Annotated in this window: 18 protein-coding genes; 5 read left to right on the top strand and 13 right to left on the bottom strand. The window is 61.8% G+C overall.

Annotated elements, in window-relative coordinates:
* The first annotated feature begins 1 nt into the window (after nucleotide 1).
* The gene (locus AAEZ06_RS21840; RefSeq protein ID WP_350616173.1) at nucleotides 2–1,327 is read left to right on the top strand and encodes an oxygen-independent coproporphyrinogen III oxidase; all 1,326 of its coding nucleotides are present in this window, start codon (nucleotides 2–4) and stop codon (nucleotides 1,325–1,327) included.
* On the top strand, nucleotides 1,314–2,699 hold the full coding sequence (gene hemN / locus AAEZ06_RS21835) for an oxygen-independent coproporphyrinogen III oxidase (RefSeq protein ID WP_350616171.1): 1,386 nt from the start codon (nucleotides 1,314–1,316) through the stop codon (nucleotides 2,697–2,699). Before AAEZ06_RS21840 ends, hemN begins: the two co-directional genes overlap by 14 nt.
* An 80-nt stretch (nucleotides 2,700–2,779) precedes the next feature.
* Here hemN and AAEZ06_RS21830 read toward each other — a convergent pair whose 3' ends face one another.
* The 11 genes from AAEZ06_RS21830 to AAEZ06_RS21780 form a co-directional block, all read right to left on the bottom strand.
* Nucleotides 2,780–4,240 carry a cytochrome D1 domain-containing protein gene (locus AAEZ06_RS21830; protein WP_350616169.1) on the bottom strand — a complete coding sequence of 487 codons (1,461 nt, stop codon included), beginning with the start codon at nucleotides 4,238–4,240 and terminating at the stop codon, nucleotides 2,780–2,782.
* Nucleotides 4,237–5,073, bottom strand: coding sequence for a uroporphyrinogen-III C-methyltransferase (cobA, locus tag AAEZ06_RS21825; RefSeq protein ID WP_350616167.1), 837 nt, complete (start codon nucleotides 5,071–5,073; stop codon nucleotides 4,237–4,239). The genes AAEZ06_RS21830 and cobA overlap by 4 nt, the downstream gene beginning before the upstream one ends.
* Nucleotides 5,074–5,140: 67 nt before the next feature.
* Nucleotides 5,141–6,319: a heme d1 biosynthesis radical SAM protein NirJ gene (gene nirJ, locus AAEZ06_RS21820; protein WP_350616165.1), complete on the bottom strand. Its 1,179-nt coding sequence runs from the start codon at nucleotides 6,317–6,319 to the stop codon at nucleotides 5,141–5,143.
* A 26-nt stretch (nucleotides 6,320–6,345) separates the two neighbouring features.
* Nucleotides 6,346–6,849 (bottom strand): siroheme decarboxylase subunit beta, encoded by a 504-nt coding sequence (ahbB, locus tag AAEZ06_RS21815; protein ID WP_149412375.1) that lies wholly within the window; start codon nucleotides 6,847–6,849, stop codon nucleotides 6,346–6,348.
* Nucleotides 6,824–7,267, bottom strand: a complete 444-nt coding sequence (locus AAEZ06_RS21810) for an Lrp/AsnC family transcriptional regulator (RefSeq protein WP_149412374.1) — start codon at nucleotides 7,265–7,267, stop codon at nucleotides 6,824–6,826. Before AAEZ06_RS21810 ends, ahbB (AAEZ06_RS21815) begins: the two co-directional genes overlap by 26 nt.
* The gene (ahbB, locus tag AAEZ06_RS21805) at nucleotides 7,260–7,775 is read right to left on the bottom strand and encodes a siroheme decarboxylase subunit beta (protein WP_350616163.1); all 516 of its coding nucleotides are present in this window, start codon (nucleotides 7,773–7,775) and stop codon (nucleotides 7,260–7,262) included. The genes AAEZ06_RS21810 and ahbB (AAEZ06_RS21805) overlap by 8 nt, the downstream gene beginning before the upstream one ends.
* Nucleotides 7,772–8,230 carry an Lrp/AsnC family transcriptional regulator gene (locus tag AAEZ06_RS21800; RefSeq protein ID WP_149412372.1) on the bottom strand — a complete coding sequence of 153 codons (459 nt, stop codon included), beginning with the start codon at nucleotides 8,228–8,230 and terminating at the stop codon, nucleotides 7,772–7,774. The genes ahbB (AAEZ06_RS21805) and AAEZ06_RS21800 overlap by 4 nt, the downstream gene beginning before the upstream one ends.
* Nucleotides 8,231–8,232: 2 nt before the next feature.
* Nucleotides 8,233–9,408, bottom strand: a complete 1,176-nt coding sequence (locus AAEZ06_RS21795) for a cytochrome D1 domain-containing protein (protein ID WP_149412371.1) — start codon at nucleotides 9,406–9,408, stop codon at nucleotides 8,233–8,235.
* Nucleotides 9,405–9,731: a c-type cytochrome gene (locus AAEZ06_RS21790; RefSeq protein ID WP_178114494.1), complete on the bottom strand. Its 327-nt coding sequence runs from the start codon at nucleotides 9,729–9,731 to the stop codon at nucleotides 9,405–9,407. Before AAEZ06_RS21790 ends, AAEZ06_RS21795 begins: the two co-directional genes overlap by 4 nt.
* A gap of 16 nt (nucleotides 9,732–9,747) precedes the next feature.
* Nucleotides 9,748–10,062, bottom strand: a complete 315-nt coding sequence (locus AAEZ06_RS21785; RefSeq protein WP_149412370.1) for a c-type cytochrome — start codon at nucleotides 10,060–10,062, stop codon at nucleotides 9,748–9,750.
* 24 nt (nucleotides 10,063–10,086) lie between these two features.
* Nucleotides 10,087–11,769 (bottom strand): nitrite reductase, encoded by a 1,683-nt coding sequence (locus AAEZ06_RS21780; RefSeq protein WP_149412369.1) that lies wholly within the window; start codon nucleotides 11,767–11,769, stop codon nucleotides 10,087–10,089.
* 199 nt (nucleotides 11,770–11,968) lie between these two features.
* Here AAEZ06_RS21780 and AAEZ06_RS21775 point away from each other — a divergent pair, with 199 nt between their 5' ends.
* The 3 genes from AAEZ06_RS21775 to AAEZ06_RS21765 are packed head-to-tail and all read left to right on the top strand — an operon-like array spanning nucleotide 11,969 to nucleotide 13,569.
* On the top strand, nucleotides 11,969–12,760 hold the full coding sequence (locus AAEZ06_RS21775) for a CbbQ/NirQ/NorQ/GpvN family protein (protein ID WP_149412368.1): 792 nt from the start codon (nucleotides 11,969–11,971) through the stop codon (nucleotides 12,758–12,760).
* Nucleotides 12,744–13,325 carry a cytochrome c oxidase subunit 3 gene (locus AAEZ06_RS21770; protein WP_350616160.1) on the top strand — a complete coding sequence of 194 codons (582 nt, stop codon included), beginning with the start codon at nucleotides 12,744–12,746 and terminating at the stop codon, nucleotides 13,323–13,325. Before AAEZ06_RS21775 ends, AAEZ06_RS21770 begins: the two co-directional genes overlap by 17 nt.
* 7 nt (nucleotides 13,326–13,332) lie before the next feature.
* Complete coding sequence (locus AAEZ06_RS21765; protein WP_149412366.1) at nucleotides 13,333–13,569, top strand: cytochrome C oxidase subunit IV family protein; 237 nt, start codon at nucleotides 13,333–13,335, stop codon at nucleotides 13,567–13,569.
* A gap of 94 nt (nucleotides 13,570–13,663) precedes the next feature.
* On the opposite strand, the gene AAEZ06_RS21760 is transcribed toward AAEZ06_RS21765, so the two are convergent.
* Nucleotides 13,664–14,455 (bottom strand): MipA/OmpV family protein, encoded by a 792-nt coding sequence (locus tag AAEZ06_RS21760; protein ID WP_149412365.1) that lies wholly within the window; start codon nucleotides 14,453–14,455, stop codon nucleotides 13,664–13,666.
* Between the two features lie 18 nt (nucleotides 14,456–14,473).
* Nucleotides 14,474–16,297 carry a serine hydrolase domain-containing protein gene (locus tag AAEZ06_RS21755; RefSeq protein ID WP_350616157.1) on the bottom strand — a complete coding sequence of 608 codons (1,824 nt, stop codon included), beginning with the start codon at nucleotides 16,295–16,297 and terminating at the stop codon, nucleotides 14,474–14,476.
* Nucleotides 16,298–16,315 lie beyond the last annotated feature (18 nt).

The following is a 16,315-nucleotide window of genomic DNA, read 5'->3' as shown; positions in this document are numbered from 1 at the left end:
CATGCTCACCGTCATTCATCCCCGCCGCGAGTGGCGCCTGCGCCGTGACCCAGCTGTGCTGGATCAGGGCAAGGCGGACATCGGCAAGTTTCACAGTGGCATCGGCTCCCTGGACCTGTTGCGTGCCTTGCGCGACAGCCGCCAGCACCAGCGACCCCTGGCGCTGAACCTGCAATGGCCGACGTCCCACTCTTGCGACGACTACCTGCGTTGCCTGGAGCAGGAAATCCACCTGATCGGTTGCCACCTGAGCAGCCGTCAACCGGTAGATCAATTCCATCTGGGTGGCGCCACTCCGGCAATAGCCGAGCTGCAACGCTTGATGGCGCACCTGCGCAGCCGTTTGCATTTTCTTGACCATGATCAGGGTGACTACAGCATCGACCTCGATCCCCAGCGCATCGACTGGGCCACCATGGGCCTGTTGCGCGACCTGGGCTTCAACCACGTCAGCATCGGTGTGCCCGATGCCAGTGACGACGTCAAAACTCCACCGGCTGGCTACCAGGACCCGGCGCCGATCCAGTCGCTGATTGACGCGGCGCGCACTTTCGGTTTTCGCTCGGTAAACGTCGACCTGGGCTACGGCCATGCCTGGCAAACCATCGCCAGTTTCGAGGCGAAGCTTTCGAGTCTGATCGCCCTGGAGCCAGACCGTCTACAGGTGTTCGACTACGCCCAGGCATCATGGCGCTATCAGCAACAGGCACCGCGAGCGCTGTCGAGCGATGCGGATAAAAGCGCCATGCGCCAAAGCGCTTTCCGGCTCCTGGAAGCGGCGGGTTATCACTACATCGGTCTGGGGCAGTTCGTGCGGTCCGACGATGACCTGGCGCTGGCCCAGGAGCGTGGGCGCCTGAGCCGCAATTGCCAGGGCTTCACCCGCCATGGGTACTGCGATCACATCGGTTTTGGCCTGGGCGCGATCAGCCAGATCGATACGTTATATGCCCAGAACAGTGACGATCCGCAGGTCTACCGGCAGCAGTTGGACAACGGCCTATTAGCCACCGTCCGCGGCTGGCGCTGCGAGGCCGGCGATCAGATTCGCCAGCACATCATGGAGCGCCTGACCTGCGACCTGGAGCTGGACATCCAGGCAGTCGAGCGCCGTTACGGGCTGATTTTCCCTCGCTATTTTTCAACGATCTGGCCGCTGCTGGAGCAGTTGCACCGCGATGGCCAGATCGACTTGTCCGAACGCTTCCTCTGTGTGTTGCCTGCTGGCCGCCGCCAGGTGGACGCGCTCTGCGCGCTGTTTGGTCGCACCGGCAGCGTTGTCCCTCCTTGCTCCAATGACGAGACCATCGACCATGACTGCGTTTGAGTTCAATCGGGCCCTGGTGCAGAAATACGACCGCCCGGGGCCGCGCTACACCTCGTATCCGACTGCACCACAGTTTCACTCAGCCTTTGCCCTGGATGACTACCACCAGGCGGTGCAGGCCAGCAACCAGGCCGTGGCGCCCAAGGCGCTGTCGGTGTATATCCATATCCCGTTTTGCCAGAGCCTTTGCTATTACTGCGGCTGCCACAAGATCATCACCCGCAAGACCCATCGTGCGGTGGAGTACCTGACTTACCTTAAGCGGGAAATCCAGATGCAGGCTGCATTGTTCGACCGTTCGCGGCCCCTGACCCAGTTGCATTTGGGGGGAGGCACGCCGACGTATCTGGACGATGAGCAGTTGGCTGAGTTGATGGCCAGCCTGGAGGAGGGCTTCAACCTGGATGACAGCGACCAGCACGAGTTTTCCATTGAGGTGGACCCGCGCACCATCAGCGTCGAACGTATCAAAAACCTGCGCCGGTTGGGCTTCAATCGCTTGAGCTTCGGTGTGCAAGACTTTGACCCGGATGTGCAGGCGGCGGTCAATCGCGTGCAAAGCGAGGAACAGATCCTGCAACTGGTGGCCGCGGCCCGCGAGGCGCGGTTCAAGTCCATCAGCGTCGACTTGATCTACGGTCTGCCGCTGCAAACCGTGGCCAGTTTCGATGTGACCTTGAGCAAACTTATCGCCCTGCGCCCCGACCGTGTGGCCGCGTACAGCTACGCCCATTTGCCGACGCAGATCCGCGCCCAGCGCATGATCCGCCCCGAAGACATGCCACCACCGGAGCGCAAGCTGGAGCTGCTGGAACTGACCATCCGCCGCCTGACGGAGGCCGGCTATGTCTACATCGGCATGGACCACTTCGCCTTGCCCGAGGATGAGTTGGCGTTGGCTCGGGCCAATGGCACCCTGCAGCGCAACTTCCAGGGTTACTCGACCCATGCCGATTGCGACCTGATTGGCCTGGGCGTGTCGGCCATTGGCAAAGTTGGCGACAGCTACAGCCAGAGCGTCAAGGAACTGTCCCAGTACTACGCACGTATCGACGCGGGTTTGTTGCCAGTGCAACGCGGTTATCGGTTGAATGCCGATGATGTGCTGCGCCGCGAGGTGATCAATGGCTTGATGTGCCACGGGCGTATTGAGTTTGCCGGGGTCGAGGCGGGGCATGATATTCGTTTTACCGAGTATTTTGCCCAGGCGCTTTCACTGCTGGATGAGCAGGTAGGGGATGGCTTGTTGCAGATCCACGATGACGCGGTGCAGTTGCTGCCTCAGGGGCAGTTGATGGTGCGCAGTGTGGCGATGGCGTTTGATGCGTATTTGGGGGGGGAGCAGAAAGGCCAGTTTTCTCGCACGGTTTGAAGGCTGTCGCAGATCAAAGGCGTGAGTACCTATCCGTTTCTGCGATAACGGATAGGTACTCAATACCCCCAGGCTGGTCTTCAGTGCGACGTCCCCTGCGCAAACTCAATCTTGTTCCCCACGTTGTACTTGCCTGACGGCTTGTTCATGGGAATGCGCTTGATCTCCTTGAGCGTCTGGCTGTCATAGACAATCAGCGCACCTTCAGTGTCCCAAATGCTCAGCAACAGATACCGGCCATCACGGGTGAACTCAACGTGGGCAGCAGTCTTGCCGGGCATCGGGCGCAGGGTGTGGGCGATTTCCAGGGTCTGTTTGTCGATCAAGTGAATGGCGTCATTGTCCGGCCCGAAGAACACGTCGCTCCACACATAGCGCGAATTGATATGGCTGCGCATGAAGAAGCCAGGCCCCAGGGTGGGGATCTCCTTGATCAGCTTCCAGGTCTTGAGGTCCAGTACCGAAATCTGGCCCTTGCTGATATTGGGCGTGGCAAATACCCATTGGCCATTGCGCTGCCAGTAGGTGCCTGAGCCCAGGTGCGGCATGCCCGCCAGGGGAATGTCGGTGACCACTTTGCCTGAATCCAGATCGATCACCTGACCACCGCCGGCCTTGCGCGACGTCGCGAGCAACTGGCGGTAATCCGGGGAGAAAGAGAAGTCGTCGAGCACGTCCTGGGCCTGGATGCGCCGGGGTTCGAAGCTGGGCTGGGCGTCGGCATAGGACAGCTCCCAGACTTCATTCACGTCTTTGAGGGCGACGACAAAACTGTTGCGCGGCGGCGCGGTGTAGACGGCACTGACCCGTGAATTCGTGGGTAATGTCTTGACCAGCGACAGGTCGCGCGCATCCAGCACCACCAAATTGCCCGGCAGGTAGTTGCCCACCAGTACCCAGCGGCCGTCCTTGCTCACCGCCAGGTTGCGGGTGTTGAGCCCGGCACGGATTTCGGCGATCAGCTTGAGGTTGTGCAGGTCGTACAGGCTGATCCAGCCGTCACGGGAAGCAAAGTAGACAAAGCGGCCATCGGGAGAAAACTTCGGCCCACCGTGCACGGCAAAGTGCGAGGCGAAGCGGTCCAGTACTTCAAAGCGATCACCGTCGAGGATGTCGATATGATGATCGCCCGATTCCACCACCACAAACAGGTTCAGCGGGTCGGCGTGGTGTTGCGGGGTGCTCGGCAGTTGCCGCAGATCGGCCAGCAAGGCGTGGCTGTTGCGGATGTCCTGTTCGTTCCAGGTGGCAGGCGTGGCCGGGGGTTGTTGCAGGAAACTCACCAACCCGTCGATTTGCGCAGGTGCGAGCACCGGGGCGAACGCCGCCATTTGGCTGGCCGGGCGACCCTGTTGGATCACCTTGCGGATTTCGGCCGGTTTGATCCGCCCCAGGCTTTCCGGAAACAGGGCCGGGCCTGTGCCGCCGACGCGATTGATGCCATGGCAGCTTTCGCAGTGTGCTCGATAGTCCGCGGCGGCATCCGGTGCGCCATGGGCGCCACTTGCCCACAACAGAGGTACCAGCAGCAGGCGTTTCATACCGCCACCTTGGACTTGGCCGGTTGTCCAGGTGCAAGGCTGGCCGGGTACTGCAGGGCCGCGCCGGCAAACAGATTCACCACATGACCGATCACCGTCAGCGTCGGCACGCCGGCTTCGCACGCCATGGCCATGGCCGGTAGCTGGCGCAAGTTGCCGCGATTCACCTGTTGATCGGCGCGAGCGCCATTGCTGATCAATGCCGCTGGGGTGTCAGGGGGTAAACCTGCGGCGATCAATCGGTCCGAGATCATCGCCAGGTTCGACAGCCCCATGTAGAAAACGAGGGTCTGGCTGCCGTCTGCCAGGCTGTCCCAGGGCAGATTCAATGCTCCATTGCGTTGCAGGTGCCCGGTGACAAACCGGCATGAATTGACCAGGTTACGGTGGGTCAGCGGGATGCCGGCATAGGCGCTGCAGCCGGCTGCGGCGGTGATGCCCGGCACCACTTGGCAGCAAATGCCCCGCTGCAGCAAGTACTCCAGTTCCTCGGCGCCACGGCCAAAGATAAATGGGTCGCCGCCCTTGAGCCGCACCACGCGCTGGCCCTGGTCAGCCAAATCCGCCAGCAATTCGTTAATCTGTTCCTGGGGCAGGCAGTGGTAGCCGCTGGCCTTGCCGACGTAGTGGCGGGCGCAAGTCGGGGGGATCAGCGTCAGCAGTTCGGCACTGATCAGCCGGTCGAACACCACGGCGTCGGCCTGCATCAACAGGCTCCAGGCCCGCAGGGTCAGCAGGCGTGGGTCGCCAGGCCCGGCGCCCACCAGGGCCACTTCGCCGGAGCTGAAGGAACTGTGCAGGGCGCTCGGTATTACAAGGGGAGATGAGTGCATGAGACTTCCTTGGTTCATCATCAGGTTTGCCGCCCCCGGCTGTTTCGCCAGGTGGTCGGCCGGTGGTTCAGCATGCCGAGCAAGGAATGAGGGTGGGCGGTGTTCGGGTGATTTCTGTGTCGCTGAGGTGGCAACCGGGGTCCTGGCCCCAGAGGTCGCCGTCGGCCCAGGCGCGGGTACGTGTGTTGCCATTGCAGATGTCCAGCCAGCGGCAGTCGGCGCAGCGGCCGCCCACCACCCGTGGGTGTTCGCGCAGGCGCAGCAGCAACGGGTCAGGTTGATCCAGCCACAGGCTGCGAAACGGCGTGGTGCGCACATTGCCCACTGAGTGTTGCCACCAGTAGGTGTCCGGATGCACCTCACCGGTGTTGTCGATATTGGCGATGCCGCTGCCCGAAGCGTTGCCGCCCCAGGCGTGCAACAACTGTTCAAGTTGCGGGTAGTGTTCCGGCAGATGGCGGTGTACCCATTGCAGCAACAGCACCGCATCGGCGTCGTTGTTGCCGCTGACGAAATCGCTGTCCACGCCGTTTTGGATATCGCCCCAGGCCTGCTGGAAAATCAGTTCCATGGCATCGCGGCTCATTTGCCGGTGGGCATCGAGCTGACGGCTGCGTTTACCGCGCCCGCTGTAGTTGAGGTGCGACAGGTAGAACTTCTGCACATCGTATTCACGCATCAGCGCCAGTAATTGCGGGAGCTGGGCATGGTTTTCCTGGGTCAGGGTAGTGCGCAGGCCAACACGGATACCGACCTGGCGGCACAGGTTGATGGCGTGCATTGAGCGCTGGAAACTGCCCTGTAGCTGGCGGAACGCATCGTGGGTCGCCTCCAGGCCGTCAATGCTGATGCCCACATAGTCGAAGCGGGCGTCGGCGATCTGCTGGATATTCTGCTCGTCGATCAGCGTGCCGTTGCTCGACAGAGCGACAAAAAAGCCCTTCTTGCGGGCGTAGGCGCTGAGTTGGAACAGGTCGTCGCGCAGCAGTGGCTCGCCGCCGGAGAGGATCAATACCTTGACCCCAGCTTCATGCAAATCGTCGATCACCTTGAGGGCGGCGGCTGTGTCCAGCTCATCGCGAAACACACTGTCGGCGCTGGTGGCGTAGCAATGCTTGCAGGTCAGGTTGCAGCGCCGCAGCAGGTTCCAGATCACCACCGGGGCACGGTTGCTGCCAGGGGGCGATAGGCGGGGCGGCGGGCATTGGCCGACGAGGGTGCGCAGGTAATGACTGATCCTCAGCATAAGATGTTCCTTCTAAAGCACGTAATTCAGCATGGCGCAGGCGTCAGGCGCAGGCCGGTCTTTTTCAGGATGCGGCTGCTCACCAGCATCTCATCGGCGGTACAAGCATCCCCCAGCAAAAAACGCAGATGTTCGCGGTAGCTGTCGATTTCTTCGCGGCTGCGGCCGTGGACCATGGCGAACAGGTTGTAGCGCCAATCGGTGCGCCGTGGCCGGCGATAGCAGTGGCTGACAAAGGGCTGGGCGCCGATCAATTCACCGAGGCGTGGCATCTGTTCATCGGTCACGTCCCAGACGGTCATGCCGTTATGGCGATAGCCGATGCGGTAATGGTTGGGCACCGCTGCGATTCGCCGGATCGCCCCTTCGCCTTGCAGGCGCTTGAGCAGGTCGAGGGTGGATTCGACGCTGATGTCCAACTGTTCGGCGAGCCAGGCCCAGGGATCTTCCAGTAACGGCAGGCCGGTCTCGGTCAATTGGATCAAGCGTTGCGCCAGGGTTTCGTCAAACCGGGAAATATAGACCGACATGATAGGTTTGCTCCTTGGGCAGGTTGAGGACCCCCAGCCCGGTGATGGTTTCGATATGCGACAAGGTCTCGGCCAGGTCCTTGGCCGTGCTGCAGGCCAGCACGAACCACATGTTCCAGGGGTGCTCTCGGCGGTAGTTGTGGGCCACTTGCGGCAGTTCATTGAGCTGGGCGGCCACCTGCTCGAAGCGAGGTTCTGGCACCGCCAGCGCGGCGAGGGTGAAGGCGCCGCCGAGACGCTCGATGTCGAACATCGGCCCGAAGCGGGTGAGCACACCGTCTTCCAGCAACAGGTGGACACGGTCGAGCAATTCATCCGGTGTGCTGTGCAGTTCCTCGGCCACGACTTGCCAGGGATGACGCACCAGCGGCAGCCCCAGTTGCAGACGATTGATCAACAGCCGGTCGAGGTCATCCATGGGCCCATACCTGTGACGATGGCGGTGCAAAACGCCCGCCGCATTGCTTGAACGCTTGAGTGGTGAACAGCAGTTGATGGGGCAGGTCGCCCAGCAATTGCTCTTTCAAGACTGCCTGGATGTGCGCTTTAACCGCTTCGCGCTCCCGACCGTGGACCATGCAGAACAGGTTGTAGCGCCAGTCGGGCAGGCGTCTGGGACGCTGATAACACAGGGCGATGCCCGCTGCACGGCCCAGGCGTTGGCCGACCTCATCGATCAGCGCATCGGGCACGTCCAGCACCAGCATGGCGTTGGCGACAAAGCCCAAGGCGCGGTGGTTGAGCACCAGGCCGATCCGGCGAAACAGGCCTTGCTCGTGCCATTGCTGTACCTGCTGCAACACCTGATCCTGATTGGCGCCGATCTGTTCGGCGAGGTCCTGATAGGGCCGTGAAACCCTGGGCAAACCCCGTTCCAGGCATTGGCGCAGGTCGAGCAGTTGTTCGTTGTTGAGCGGGGTGATCACGAGTGGACTCCCAGGGAAAATCCCAGGTCGATGCGGTAGGCGCTGAGCATGGGCAGATCGAGGGGAGTAAGACCGGTGTCTTTTTCCAGCTCGTCGAGGACCTGCTCCAGGTGCTGGCGGTTAGGCCCGGTCAATACGAACCACAGGTTGTAGTGATGCTCGCGGGCATAGTTGTGGTTGACCTCTGGATACTGGCTGACCCGCGCTGCCACTTGTTCCAGGCGCTCGGCGGGTACCGCCAGGGCGGCCAGGGTGCTGGCTCCGGCGCGGGTGTGATCGAACACGGGGCCGATGCGTGACAGGGCACCGGTCAGTTCCAGGCGTTGCAGGCAGGCCATGACCGCAGCCTCGCTGCAACCCAGGCTCTGGGCCATCTCCTGGTAGGGTTCGGTGCACAGCGGCATGTCGTGTTGATAGCGGTCGATCAGGCGACTGCTAAGTTCATCAAGTTCCATCTTCAATACCCCATTTTTTGTGCGCGACTGCTGAAGAAAATTCCACTGGGACTCTCTGCCGGTAGGGTCTTGACCAAGGTCAGGCGATAAGGGTCCCAGACTTGCACCTGCTGGCCGTCGCGCACGGATAACCACAGTTGCTCGCCGCGTCCGGTGAATTCCATATGCAATACGCCAGGGCCGGGACGCAGGTCGGCGACTATCTGGTGGGTTTCGCTGTCGAGTACTTGCACCCGGTCATTGTCCGGGTAGGCGAAGTTGACCCACAGTTGGCGGCCGTCGGGGCGGGAGGTGACAAAAATCGGCTGGCCGGCCACCGGGATCGCGGCAGTCTGTTGCCAGGTGCGGGCATCCATCACCAGCACCTGATGCCGACCCACGGCGGGCACGAACGCCTGGTTGTCGGCCACGGCCCAGCCTTCCAAGTGGGGCATTTTGTACACCGGCAGCTTTTCCTGGCCCCGGCCGTAGTCGGCCAACACGCGCTTGACCCCGCGTTCCGGGTGCCACAGGTCGAGCTGGGCCATGCCGTCTTCGCCAAACAGCCCGGCCATGTAATAGCGGCCGTCGGCGGTGATCAGCGCGTCATAGGGTTGCTGGCCGATACCCTCGAAACGGGTGATGGTCGGGATGTGGCCTTGGCTGAAGTCGGCGCTCCAGATTTCGCCCGTATCAAACAGGCTGAACACAAAGCGCTGGCCTGGCGCATCCACCAGGCCCACCACCCGCGAGTGCTTGCCGTCGGCCAGGGGCGTTGCCGGAATGTCCGCCACTTGCTGCAAGGTCACGGCGTCGAACACCTTGACCCCGCCCGGCTGGTAATTGGACACGGCGATCAAGCGGCCATCCTGGCTGATGGCGCCGCCGATGCTGTTGCCGCCCTGGATGATGCGTTTATCGATGCGCTGCCCCAGAAGATCAACCTTGGTCAACCCGCCGTCGCGCCCGAAGATATAGGCGTAGCGCTGGTCCCGTGAGAACACCGCCGAGGCATGGGACAGATCACCCAGGCCGTCGATGTGTGCCAGCGTGGTCAGCCCACTGCTTTCAATAATTTGCAGGCTGCCCGTAGCGCGTTCTACCACCAAGCCCAGGTCACCGGAGCCGCGCAACGGCGGTTGCACACAGGCCGACAACAACAGGCCTGCGGCCATTGAGACAAGCAGTGGACGGATCATGGTGCAGAGGTTCCTTGCAGGAGGCGATCCACCAGCCAGGCAATGTCATCGCTGCTGAGCAGAGGTGCCCAACCGGGCATCGCAAGGGCAGGGCGACCGTAGGTAACGGTGGCAATCAATGAATCGCGGGTTTGCCCGGCCAAGGCCTGGCGAGTCAGGGCTGGGCCCAGGCCACCGGTCAGGTGCAGGCCGTGGCAGGCGCCACAGTCCTGGGCCAGCAGGTGTTCCAGCTGGACTTGGCGTGACGGCGCCGGTGCTCCATGCACCGGCGCAGGAATGAGGAAGAGCAACGCCATTGCCGAACCGATCATCGATGTTTTCATGGCGTGCTCCTTGTGCTTATTTCAGGGTCAATACCCACTTGGCCAAAATCAGGGCTTCGTCATCCGTCACCGGGTTGGCCGGCATAGGAATCGGGCCCCAGTTGCCCTGGGTGCCGTTTTTGATGTGGCTGGCCAGGGTGGTGGCAGCATCCTTGACGCCGGCGTTCTTCGCGGCGACTTCCTTGAGCGCCGGCCCTACCATCTTGGCGTCGATGGTGTGGCAGGCCGCGCAGGGTTTGCTCTTGAACAGCGCTGCGCCGTCCTGGGCGAATGCCGATGGCAGGCTCAGCGCAGCGCCGAGGGCGCACAGTGCAAGCAGGATATTTTTCATTGGGTTACCTCTTGTTGATAAAGCTCAATAAATGTCGAATTGGGTGTTGTAGACATTGAATTTTCCGGTCGGCGTAATCAGGCGCTTGTCCTTGATCACGTTCTTGAGCTTCAAGGTCTTGTCATCGATCACTACCAGCGCCGACTCCTCTTCCTGGCCGCTCCATACCGAGAACCACACTTCATCGCCGGCCTTGTTGTATTCCGGTTGCACCACGCGCAGGGCGCCTTGCTTGATCCCGGACCACTCGGCAATCGGCAGCACGGTATAGCCAGCGTCCAGCTTGTCGATATTGAACACGGCGACCGACTGGCTGAGCTTGGTATCCGGGTTCAGGGTGGTGTCGACGTACAGGTGCCGCGAGTTGGGATGGGTCTTGATAAACAGCGAACCGCCGCCCTGGCCCTTGAGCGAGACCACCTGTTTCCAGGCGTACTGGGCGTGCTTGACCGGGTCGGTGCCGATCACCGAGATGCCGCCGTCACCCAGGTGGCTGGTAGCCCAGACTGGACCGTATTGCGGGTGGATAAAGTTGGCGCCACGGCCGGGGTGCGGGGTCTTGCCGACGTCCACCAGGGCGGTGAGCTTGCGCTCCCTGGAGTCGATCACCGCAACCTTGTTGGAGTTGTTCGCCGCCGTCATAAAGTAGCGGTGAGTGCTGTCCCAGCCGCCGTCATGAAGGAACGGTGCGGCGTCGATGGTGGTGATGGTGAGGTTCTTGATGTCCTGGTAATTGACCAGCATCACCTTGCCGGTTTCCTTGATGTTGACGATAAATTCCGGCCATTCATGGGAGGCGATGATCGCCGCCACACGGGGCTCGGGGTGATATTCCTGCTTGTCGACGGTCATGCCACGGGTGGAGACGATCTGCTTGGGCTCCAGGGTTTCGCCGTCCATGATGGTGAACTGCGGCGGCCAGTAGGAACCGGCAATCGTGTATTTGTCTTCATAACCCTTGAACTTGGAGGTCTCCACCGAGCGCGCTTCGATGCCCACTTTGATCTCGGCCACCTTGGTCGGCTCGGCGGGCCAGAGGTCGATCATATCGATCTTGGCGTCGCGGCCGATCACCAGCAGGTAGCGCCCCGAGGCGGATATCCGCGAGATGTGCACGGCGTAGCCAGTGTTGATCAGCTTGACGATTTTCTTGCTGTCGCCATCGATCAGGGCGATTTTGCCGTCGTCGCGCAGGGTCACGGAGAACAGGTTTTCCAGGTTCAGCGTGTTGAGTTGTTTCTTCGGGCGGTCTTCGGGCTTGACCAGTACTTTCCAGGTCTTGAGGGTTTCGGCCATGCCCCATTCCGGTGGCGTGGGCGCGGTGTGCTGGATGAAGCTGGCCATGCTGGTGATCTGCGCCTTGGTCAGCGCATTGGAGGTGCCCCAGTTCGGCATGCCGGCGGGGGAGCCATAGGTGATCAACGCTTCCAGATATGCCTGGCCACGGGCCTGGGTGATGTCCGGAGTCAGCGGCTTGCCGGTGGCGCCCTTGCGCAACACACCATGGCAACCGGCACAGCGCTCGAAGTAAATCTGTTTTGACGCGTCGAACTCGGCCTGGCTCAAATCCGGCGCGCCGGAGCTTTTGACCATGGGCATGGCAGCCGCGGTTTGCTCGGCGAAAGCGTGCGTCGAAAGGGCCAGGGCCAACGCGCAGCTCAGGCTGGCGAGGCTCAGGGCGAAGGGGTTTCTGTTGCGAGTCAGCATTCCATATCTCCTCAGGCAAGACCTTTGCGATGCCCGGCGACGGCAGGGTAGAGCGCAGGTTCTTAGTGCCAGAGGAGACTATGACGAGGCGGGTGATTGCTCGCTTGACGGCGATCAAGTTTGCTTGGTGTACGACTTGCCAGGTTGTCGCAGGCGCCCGTAGCGTGGTCCTCAAACCCGCGTCGATCCAAGGTGTGCGATGACTCTCCCCGAACCGCTTGAACCCTTCTACCAACCGCTGAACAACGAACAGGTCCTGTTCGAACACGCCTGGCGCCACGGCATGCCGGTGCTGATCAAGGGCCCCACCGGCTGCGGCAAGACCCGCTTTGTCCAATACATGGCCCATCGGCTGAAACTGCCGCTGTACACCGTCGCTTGCCACGACGACCTCAGCGCCGCCGACCTGATCGGCCGCCACTTGATTGGCGCCCAGGGCACCTGGTGGCAGGACGGCCCGCTGACCCGCGCCGTGCGCGAAGGCGGCATTTGCTACCTCGACGAGGTGGTGGAGGCTCGGCAGGACACCGCTGTGGTCCTGCACCCGGTGGCCGATGATCGCCGCGAGCTGTTCCTGGAACGTACCGGCGAAGTGCTCAAGGCACCGGCGTCGTTCATGTTGGTGGTGTCCTATAACCCCGGTTACCAGAACCTGCTCAAGGGCATGAAACCCAGTACGCGGCAGCGGTTTGTGGCGATGCGCTTTGGTTATCCGCCGACGTTGGAAGAGGAACGGATTGTGGCGCGTGAGGCTGGTGTGGATACCGCGCTGGCTGCTCAGGTGGTCAGGTTGGGTCAGGCATTACGTCGCCTTGATCAACATGATCTGGAAGAAGTCGCGTCCACGCGCTTGCTGATTTTTACTGCGCGCCTGATCGCCGCCGGGATGAACCCTCGCGAGGCCTGCATGGCCTGCCTGGCGGAATCCTTGAGTGATGATCCGCAGACTGTGGCGGCGCTGATGGATGTAGTTGATGTCCACTTCGCCTGAGGGCACGGTCCAGCGGCGGCTGCCGGGGGATTTGGCGATGTGGTTTTTCATCCTCGCTGAACTGTCGGTATTTGCCATTCTGATCCTGGCGTTTGCCGTGACCCAGGTGTTGCGGCCCGAGGTATTTGCCGAGGGGCGGGGGCAACTGGATACCTCTACCGGGCTGGCAATGACCTTGAGTTTGTTGACGGCGGGGTTGTTGGCGGCGTTGGCGCAGCAGAAGGTTCGTCAGGGGCGCTCGCGTCTGGCTGGCGGGTTGTTGGTCCTAGGCCTGCTGGTGGCCGGTGCTTATGTGGGGATCAAGCTCGGTGAGTACGGGCACTTGGTTTCGATTGGACTTGGGTTGGAATACAGCACTTTTTTCACGCTGTATTGGATTTTGACCGGGTTTCATTTTTTGCATGTGTTGTTGGGGATGGTGATTTTGGGCTGGATGGCGCTGGGCTGTTGGCGAGGGGCTTATCCGGCGGGGCGGCAGACGGGGTTCGAGTCTGGCGTGCTGTATTGGCACATGGTGGATTTGATATGGGTGGTGTTGTTTCCGTTGGTGTATGTGATTCGTTGAGGTGCCGATGTCTGTTTCTCAGTTGGTGATGGTTTGCTGGGCCGCGCTAGTGGTCCTCAGTGTGGGGACTGTGATGCTGGGTGCTCCGGGCCTATGGGAGGCGGTGCTGGTGTTGGCGGTGGCCAAGGCCTGGGTGATTGCTGACGGGTTTATGGAGTTGCGGCATGCGCCGGGGTTGTGGCGGGGGTTGCTGTTGGGGTGGCCGGTGGTGTTGGTGGGGGTGATTGCGGTGACGCGATTTTAAGAGGGTGGCGATCCGACAAGCCCGCTCGCCACAGGTGTGGGCTCATCAGAAGATGTGTAGATACCTATCACACATTGCTGATGGAATTACCCCGTCAGAAAGTGTACTCAACCACCCCCATCACCGACGTCTGCAACCTGCGCTCGACAATCGGGCTCTTGCCTGCGTCATTGGACAAATACTGCACATCCAGCAGGGTGGAAAATTGGGTGTGGTCGTTGATGGGCAGGCTCCAGCTCAAGTTCATGCCCCGGCTGACTAACCCGCCCTTGGCGTCATAAGCGCGAAAGCGGCTTTGCGCGGCTTGCCCGGTGGTGACGCCGTACCAGGTCTGCACGTAATTACCGTCACCAAAAAGACTGTTGAGGCTGGCGTCCACGGTGCCGTAGTCGCCGTCATACAGGTTGGTGCCGATGCTCAGTTCCAGGCTGGTGAAGGCTTTGCCGGCGTCTTTTTTATCGTCCTCCTCCAGCGCATGTTCCAGGGTCGCGCCGAGGATCACCGAGCTCAGGGTATAGCTGGCGCTGAGGCCCAGTTGCGCCCGTGACTTGATCTCGCCCATGCTCTTGAGTCTGTCAGAGCCGGCATGACCGCTTTTCTTTTTGTCCTTGCGCCCGGCGCTGGGGCCCACGTAGGCGCTGAAGCTGGCGTTATCCCCTTCATACCCCCAGCCCAGGCCCTTGTCGGTATTGAGGAAAATCCCCCAGGGGCTGACGATTTCACCTCCCAGCAGCGGCGTGGTCACGCGCTCGTTACTGCCGCTGTAGCGGGGCAGGTTGGCGACACCGCCTTTGAGGCTGTATTGCCAGTCTTCGGCCAGTAAGGTCTGGGCGCCGGTGGCCAGGCACAGTGAGGTCAGGGACAGGTAGATCGTTTTTGAACGCATGATGACCTTCGTTTTGGGTTAGAGGTTCAAGGGGTTGTGGGGTGTATCGGTGCGCTTGAAGTGGTAGCCGGAGGCGCTCAGGCCATTGATCTGGCGGCTTACGGTGTCACCCAGGCCATAGCCGTTGCCGGCGAGCACGGCATGGGCGTTGTCCACCGGTAGCAGGATGTAGTCGGTCAAGGGCTGGTCGTGCAGTTGGCCGCGAATCACCAGGAAGCCTTCTTCCAGGCGCACGCTGAGGCCACTGAGCGGTGCGTCGGCTTCATGGGTGCTGAGCACCTGATAGGTGCCGATGGTGTTGGCCCAGGCGCCGGTCAGCGGCGTCGGTTCAATGCGTTCGCCCACCGGCACAAGCTGGCCGTGGCTGCGGGCGGTGAGCATCTGCCGGCCTTGAAGGGTCACTACGTCCAGTTGCACACGGCCCAGGTCACCCAGGTCCTTGAGCCAGAAGCCGAGGAGTTTTTTCTGTGCCCGCAGCCAGCCGCTGCCGTCGCGCAGCAGTTCGAAGCGGTCGTCGGCCAGCTCACCGTACAGCTGGTTGTTCTCTTCCTTGATCCGGAAGATGCCCCAGGCCGTGGCGTAAAAACCGGCCAGTCGCTTGCGGTCCATGGCGGCCGGTACGTGGCGATGGTCAAGGCCGCCGACGGGCGCCTGGCAATCAGCCGGGCAAATGGCCTGGCCACTCTGGGCCTGGAGCATCAGGCGCAGGGTTTGGGTGGTGAGGGTGGCGACCATGTCTTCGGCGTTGCTGTCGTTGCTCATGACGATCACCGCCAATTGCTGGTCCGGCAGCATCGTCAACTGGGCGGCGAAGTCGTCGCTTGCGCCGCTGTGCTGGAAGGTTCGCACCCCGGCGCTGACCGGTTCGTCGCCACAGGGCGCGAGAAACCAGGCCAGGCCGATCTGGCAGTCGAAATCCAGGGCGTTGCCGGTGTTTTGCTGGCTGAGCATCTCGTTGATCGATGCACTGCTCAGCAGCCGTTTGTCTTTGTAGGTGCCTTGGGCGAACAGCATCTGCACGTAATGACTGAGGTCCTTGGGGCTGGCCCACAAGCCGCTGGCGGCGAGGTCGCGGACCTGGGCATCGGGGCTGATGGCGCCGTCCTGATAGCCTTGGGCCCGGTATACCTGTTGCGTGGTGGTGCCGACAAAACTCGATTGCTCCATCTCCAGGGGCTTGAGCAGACTGTGTTGCAGCTGGTTTTCGAAGTCTTGACCTGCACTGCGCTCGATGGCCGCGCCCACCAGCGCATAACCCAGGTTGGAATAGGCCACCTGGGTGCCCGGTGGCGTACTCAACCAGACCCCCGAGACGCGCATCGGCATCTGGCTCATGGCGAAGCTGCTGCGCAGGTCCCGCAGGTGCTCGCTGGGCAGCCCGGACTGATGGCTGAGCAAACGGCGCAAAGTGATGTCGCGGTCGGCGGCGCTCTGGTCGGCATGAAAGCGCGAACGTACGTGGAACTCCTTGAGGGTGTCCTGGATCGGCGCATCGAGGGCCAGCCGCTGTTGCTCTACCAATTGCAACGCAGCGGTGGCGGTGATCAGCTTGGACAGTGGCCCGGCGCGGAACGCCGTGTTCGGCGACACCGGCACGCCCCGCGCCTTGTCGGCAAAGCCGAAGCCACGGGCCCAGATCAGCTCCTGGCCGTTGACCAGGGCGATGGAGAGTCCCGGCACGTTATGGCGAGCCATCTCCCAGGGAATGCGGGTTTGCAGGTAGCGAATGATTGCGCGGTAGTCGCCCTTGAGAATCGGCGGCGCAGCCGGTGGTTGTCCGTGGCACCCCATACTGCCCAGCAGACAACCCAGCAGCGGAAGACTGCGCAATGTGCGAAACATGGCAAGCACCCAGCAGGT

This window comes from Pseudomonas sp. HY7a-MNA-CIBAN-0227 (assembly GCF_040310325.1).
In the GTDB taxonomy this organism is placed as follows: domain Bacteria; phylum Pseudomonadota; class Gammaproteobacteria; order Pseudomonadales; family Pseudomonadaceae; genus Aquipseudomonas.
The sequence above is the reverse complement of the archived record's forward strand: the minus strand, read 5'-3'. Positions and strand labels throughout refer to the sequence as shown.

What these genes read in the sequence shown, in the direction of transcription:
- AAEZ06_RS21810 (WP_149412374.1), bottom strand. Translation starts at nt 7,267, where the DNA reads ATGGATGACCTCGACCGGCTGTTGATCAATCGTCTGCAACTGGGGCTG.
- AAEZ06_RS21800 (WP_149412372.1), bottom strand. Translation starts at nt 8,230, where the DNA reads ATGGAACTTGATGAACTTAGCAGTCGCCTGATCGACCGCTATCAACAC.
- AAEZ06_RS21770 (WP_350616160.1), top strand. Translation starts at nt 12,744, where the DNA reads ATGTCCACTTCGCCTGAGGGCACGGTCCAGCGGCGGCTGCCGGGGGAT.
- AAEZ06_RS21765 (WP_149412366.1), top strand. Translation starts at nt 13,333, where the DNA reads ATGTCTGTTTCTCAGTTGGTGATGGTTTGCTGGGCCGCGCTAGTGGTC.
- AAEZ06_RS21760 (WP_149412365.1), bottom strand. Translation starts at nt 14,455, where the DNA reads ATGCGTTCAAAAACGATCTACCTGTCCCTGACCTCACTGTGCCTGGCC.
- AAEZ06_RS21790 (WP_178114494.1), bottom strand. Translation starts at nt 9,731, where the DNA reads ATGAAAACATCGATGATCGGTTCGGCAATGGCGTTGCTCTTCCTCATT.
- AAEZ06_RS21780 (WP_149412369.1), bottom strand. Translation starts at nt 11,769, where the DNA reads ATGCTGACTCGCAACAGAAACCCCTTCGCCCTGAGCCTCGCCAGCCTG.
- cobA (WP_350616167.1), bottom strand. Translation starts at nt 5,073, where the DNA reads ATGCACTCATCTCCCCTTGTAATACCGAGCGCCCTGCACAGTTCCTTC.
- hemN (WP_350616171.1), top strand. Translation starts at nt 1,314, where the DNA reads ATGACTGCGTTTGAGTTCAATCGGGCCCTGGTGCAGAAATACGACCGC.
- AAEZ06_RS21830 (WP_350616169.1), bottom strand. Translation starts at nt 4,240, where the DNA reads ATGAAACGCCTGCTGCTGGTACCTCTGTTGTGGGCAAGTGGCGCCCAT.
- nirJ (WP_350616165.1), bottom strand. Translation starts at nt 6,319, where the DNA reads ATGCTGAGGATCAGTCATTACCTGCGCACCCTCGTCGGCCAATGCCCG.
- AAEZ06_RS21840 (WP_350616173.1), top strand. Translation starts at nt 2, where the DNA reads ATGCTCACCGTCATTCATCCCCGCCGCGAGTGGCGCCTGCGCCGTGAC.
- AAEZ06_RS21795 (WP_149412371.1), bottom strand. Translation starts at nt 9,408, where the DNA reads ATGATCCGTCCACTGCTTGTCTCAATGGCCGCAGGCCTGTTGTTGTCG.
- AAEZ06_RS21785 (WP_149412370.1), bottom strand. Translation starts at nt 10,062, where the DNA reads ATGAAAAATATCCTGCTTGCACTGTGCGCCCTCGGCGCTGCGCTGAGC.
- ahbB (WP_149412375.1), bottom strand. Translation starts at nt 6,849, where the DNA reads ATGTCGGTCTATATTTCCCGGTTTGACGAAACCCTGGCGCAACGCTTG.
- AAEZ06_RS21775 (WP_149412368.1), top strand. Translation starts at nt 11,969, where the DNA reads ATGACTCTCCCCGAACCGCTTGAACCCTTCTACCAACCGCTGAACAAC.
- AAEZ06_RS21755 (WP_350616157.1), bottom strand. Translation starts at nt 16,297, where the DNA reads ATGTTTCGCACATTGCGCAGTCTTCCGCTGCTGGGTTGTCTGCTGGGC.